Source organism: Microcystis sp. LE18-22.4A (genome assembly GCF_027531105.1).
Lineage (GTDB): Bacteria > Cyanobacteriota > Cyanobacteriia > Cyanobacteriales > Microcystaceae > Microcystis > Microcystis aeruginosa.
Window position 1 is genome coordinate 1 of sequence record NZ_JAPZRB010000349.1, and the last position, 4,079, is coordinate 4,079.

Consider the following 4,079-nt stretch of genomic DNA (forward strand, 5'->3'; position numbering starts at 1 on the left):
CCGGATTCGACAGGGGGGAAGGGTATCGGTTACTTCTGCGAGTCCCTGTGCCACCCGGTGCGCGAGGCGACAATCTTTCCCATCGAAATGAACGCATTCTTTTTCCGCGCAGGACGCGGCGAAGCGGAAGACTTCGGTGGGGGTGACGGGTTGAGCGAGTGCGAGAATTTCTGCGGTGACGGGTTGGATTTCCGGGAGATAGGCGACGCGGGGTTCCTCAACGGTTCCCGCCGCGATCCCGAAAATTACGCTATCCGGGGAATTTTCTCGCGCGCTAGGACATAAAGTGCGATCGGATTTCATGGTTAAAACTCCATTGGGCATATCCATCCGCAAGTTTTGATCCCGCCAATAACTTTACGCGCGTCGAGGGAACGTTCGATAGCGGCTTGAATTAATGGCGAACTTTCCATCTCAAGAGAAATCAGTGAGTTTTGTTGGCGATCGAGTTTCAGGTTGGCGATAAAAATTTTAGACATTGTAGCTTTCCCTATAGATTAACTATCAAAAATCAGCTTTGTTAAAACTGATTAATCGGATATCCATGCTCATCAACTCTTGGTAATCGTCCGTCCCTTGGCCAACCACTAACGCCACAATGTTGTGGACGACCTTGACCTACTCGACGAGCGCGATCAGCACGATTGATCGCACCTTTAATTAGAGATAATTGTTCGGGAGCAAGAGGCAGGGTAAGCGCATCTTAACAATCCTTGACAAAATGAACTTTATGTGAGTTGCTTGCCCAGAGGGCGATTCAGGAATATTTGAGGAGAATTTGCCCTCTCAATTGTTAAGCAAAAATCGACCAAATGGGTCGATTTCGTAACTATTCTGATTGACTGGTATCACTTGAAATGCTCACACAGCAAGCGGATCACAAAATTGGCCAATTGTCAATAGCGTTTGAGATGCTCTCACCCTGAGCGAGAGGCATTTCTGATGAGTCGGAATGGTCATACAGATCGAGAATGGATAAATTAGGCAGATTTTACATATACCCAACTCCCATCTTTTTGACAACGGTAAATACCATCCGCCTGTTTGACTGTGGAACCTTCGGAATAGGTCTGACTCGCATAGGTGCATGATGCGGCTCCACCTCTTACAGCTTTTTGTTCATCTTCAGATAGATCGACTAAAGACTCGTCTAAAATTAAAATGTTGGTCATTGGGATTATTCTCCTATTTTAGAAACTTTCTAGAGAATGAGTTAATCAACTCATTTAATCTACATCTTAGGCCTATAAAAAATATAAGTCAACCTCTCAATTCACCTTAGTTGAACATAAACAAGCTAATTTTGTTAGGATTTTACTCCTAGTCTAGCCCATCAAAAAATTATCGATACTGAAAAAGCCTCGATTTTCGTCATCACAAATTAAATATAAATAAGTTATTTATGTTCAAAAATATTCAAATTTATATCATTGTGTACAAAAAACCAAATATAGCGTTTCTCGCATCTGTGCGGCACACTTAAACCTTTGCTGATTAAGCTGTTCAGGATCGGGAATGTACCTCTTGTGAATCAGAAATGCTATAAATGACTTAAATAAGTTATTTATTTGGTTCTTCGGTTTGTGTTATGCAATAATGGAGGGGGGTTATAAGGAATGAAACCCTTATATAGAAAGACATTGCTTCGATTGTTCCCAATTGTTTTCGATCTAGAACGAGCTAATCAATTAAGTCTCTTGCCAGATAAGGATTTAGCCGATTTATGCCCCCTGATCGAACCATACCAAGTAACGAAGAACCCAGTAAAATAATCCGTAGGTTGGGTTAAACGAAGTGCAACCCAACACAAAACATGAAGAATAATAGGGGGATGATGTTGGGTTTCCGTTGTCAATCCAACCTTGCAAGATAGGCGTACTGCTACGCAGTGCCTTCGGCATCGCACCTGATACCTTAATAGCTAAGTTGCTTGTTTGCCAAATTCAGGAACAACCAGGTTGACTTCCTTCGAGTTGTAACCAAATGCTTCTACCTGAGACTTGATCAAATCAAGAGCATCATAATAAGCAAGGCTTTGTCCTTTATAGAAAGAAGAGTCCTCTCCTTTTATGTCAGCTTCGTTAATTTTTGCGAGGGATTCATTGTACTTTTCTTTGAGAATAAGTGCATGATCTTTGATAAAGTTAACAGATTCTGTATTCATAGTCCTCTCTCCTTGAGTAGGCCTTCTAGTATAGTCTTTTGCTCGCTCTGCCGATTTATGTCACTTTGCCATTTATCGGGAAGAGCTTTTTGCTGTCTAGGATCAAGATTATCAAAATCAGGTATAAATTTTTGGGGAGCTTCAATCTTTTTTTGATGTTCAGAAATTTGCTTGTTTATAGATTCAATTCCTTTTCGGATTTGAGAGTCTGGCTTTTTGGCATATTCGTTATAGAATCCAGAGTGCTTACCCCCTTGTTTGGCAATATTATATGGGTCATTCACATTAGTCACATCATCCACTTCATCAACAGCCTTAGTAGCTACCAACTGTTGATTCTTCACTATTATACCTCTCCAGAAAAGATTTTTGATAAGCTCTTAGTCAGGGCTTCATCTCTTATTTTGACAATTATTGGAGAGGTCTATTTAGCAGGGTCAGTCCACACTCACCCGCATCAATATAGGAGCGAACAAACTCTATCTGAGTTTCTTGCATCACTTCTGTGGTAAGACGATTTTGCCTAATTGAGTTTTCGGTAAGTTTTAGGGGAATTGTTGGGTTTCCTTGCGTCAACCCAACCTACCAGATCGGCGATCGCTCTCATTTTTTGATCGATAGTTGAAGGGGTTGAAACTCCTAGATACAAGCGATCGGCTGACTTTAAAAGAGAGATTTCCAAGCGCGTCCGTCTCGACGAGGAGGCTCGGAAAAAGGAAGCTCGTAGCTGATTGGCAATCCGTATATCGAGTGAAGTATTTGATCATCGGAAGGAGGAAAAATAGGTGGCAATTTTTTTCCACCACCGAAAACCGTTTCTAGCTCTTTTTCGCTTAAGTCGTACATTTCGTCGGTCACGCGCTCCTCGGTTTCTAGTAATCGTGCGGTGTATTCCTCGAATTCCTGTTGTGTGAAATCAAATCCAGCCGTTTTCACGATCTGGCTACATTCTTCTTTACTGTTAGCCTCTTGAAGCCGAGAGCGGAATTCTTCATCGGAAGCGGTTCTTTTATAGAAAGCGTGAACTTGTTCGAGAGACATGATTTGACCTCTATAAACTAGAGATAAGTAACTATCATTTTTTATTGATAGTTGAAGGAGTTGAAACTTCTAGAGACAAGCTAGGCAAAATTTGGCTCTTCTCGACTTTGTGTGATAATTTTTGCTGATGAAATCGTCAAATGTTTACTGGGAAAGACTTTTAGGACTATTTTGTTAAATAAACTATCAGTATAGACCTCATTTCCACACAGAAACCAGAAGAGCCAAAATTTAAAAGAGAGATTCCCAAGCGTATCCGCCTCGACGAGGACGGTCAGAAAGGGGAGGCTCGTACGGGATGGGCATGGGTAATCCGTACATCGGGCGAACCATCAAATCGCCCGGAACAATAGGCATTCTTTTCCCACCCCCGAAAACCGTTTCTAGTTCTTTTTCACTTAAATCATACATTTCGTCGGTCATGCGATCGGACTCTAAAAGTCGTGCGGTGTATTCCTCAAATTCCTGTTGTGTAAAATCAAATCCAGCCATTTTAACGATTTGACTACATTCTTCTTTGCTATTGACCGATTGAAGACGAGAGCGGAATTCTTCATCGGAAGCAGTTCTTTTATAAAAAGCGTGAACTTGTTCGAGAGCCATAAGTTAACTCCTGTTAGAATTTGATAAAAGACAACAAGCGTCAAGATAAATCCGCGGTCGGTCTGTAGATAATTCCGAGAGTGATGGGAGGCCAATTTATTATTCCCAGTCTTGTTGATGACGATAATATACCGCCTTGAATGTTGCGAGTCTCGATCGCGCGATTGATCGCAGTTTCAAGAGATTCTTGAAAAGAGTTCACCTGTAGATCGGAAATATGAATTTTAGCCATGGTAATTAGACTCCTATTTAATAGGGTTAAGATTCGGGT

At 41.6% G+C, this 4,079-nt stretch carries 8 protein-coding genes; all 8 read right to left on the bottom strand.

Annotated features, from left to right (window positions below):
• The coding region (locus tag O9295_RS15815) for a nitrogen fixation protein (protein WP_288033753.1) at positions 1 to 303 on the bottom strand (303 nt) is incomplete at its 3' end.
• A gap of 2 nt (positions 304 to 305) precedes the next feature.
• Complete coding sequence (locus O9295_RS15820; RefSeq protein ID WP_002757475.1) at positions 306 to 479, bottom strand: hypothetical protein; 174 nt, start codon at positions 477 to 479, stop codon at positions 306 to 308.
• Positions 480 to 980: 501 nt separating this feature from the next.
• Positions 981 to 1,172, bottom strand: a complete 192-nt coding sequence (locus O9295_RS15825; protein ID WP_193960758.1) for a DUF1496 domain-containing protein — start codon at positions 1,170 to 1,172, stop codon at positions 981 to 983.
• A 749-nt stretch (positions 1,173 to 1,921) separates the two neighbouring features.
• Positions 1,922 to 2,164: a hypothetical protein gene (locus O9295_RS15830; protein WP_002737863.1), complete on the bottom strand. Its 243-nt coding sequence runs from the start codon at positions 2,162 to 2,164 to the stop codon at positions 1,922 to 1,924.
• Positions 2,161 to 2,508 (bottom strand): hypothetical protein, encoded by a 348-nt coding sequence (locus O9295_RS15835; RefSeq protein ID WP_002791268.1) that lies wholly within the window; start codon positions 2,506 to 2,508, stop codon positions 2,161 to 2,163. Before O9295_RS15835 ends, O9295_RS15830 begins: the two co-directional genes overlap by 4 nt.
• A 319-nt stretch (positions 2,509 to 2,827) precedes the next feature.
• On the bottom strand, positions 2,828 to 3,205 hold the full coding sequence (locus tag O9295_RS15840; RefSeq protein WP_288033754.1) for a Nif11-like leader peptide family natural product precursor: 378 nt from the start codon (positions 3,203 to 3,205) through the stop codon (positions 2,828 to 2,830).
• 231 nt (positions 3,206 to 3,436) lie between these two features.
• Positions 3,437 to 3,808 carry a Nif11-like leader peptide family natural product precursor gene (locus O9295_RS15845; protein ID WP_288033756.1) on the bottom strand — a complete coding sequence of 124 codons (372 nt, stop codon included), beginning with the start codon at positions 3,806 to 3,808 and terminating at the stop codon, positions 3,437 to 3,439.
• Positions 3,809 to 3,848: 40 nt separating this feature from the next.
• Positions 3,849 to 4,079, bottom strand: a 231-nt coding sequence (locus O9295_RS15850) for a hypothetical protein (protein WP_288033757.1), incomplete at its 5' end; no start/stop codon positions are given.

Coding starts and splice junctions, on each gene's coding strand:
- O9295_RS15825 (WP_193960758.1), bottom strand. CDS start 1,172: ATGACCAACATTTTAATTTTAGACGAGTCTTTAGTCGATCTATCTGAA.
- O9295_RS15820 (WP_002757475.1), bottom strand. CDS start 479: ATGTCTAAAATTTTTATCGCCAACCTGAAACTCGATCGCCAACAAAAC.
- O9295_RS15830 (WP_002737863.1), bottom strand. CDS start 2,164: ATGAATACAGAATCTGTTAACTTTATCAAAGATCATGCACTTATTCTC.
- O9295_RS15840 (WP_288033754.1), bottom strand. CDS start 3,205: ATGTCTCTCGAACAAGTTCACGCTTTCTATAAAAGAACCGCTTCCGAT.
- O9295_RS15845 (WP_288033756.1), bottom strand. CDS start 3,808: ATGGCTCTCGAACAAGTTCACGCTTTTTATAAAAGAACTGCTTCCGAT.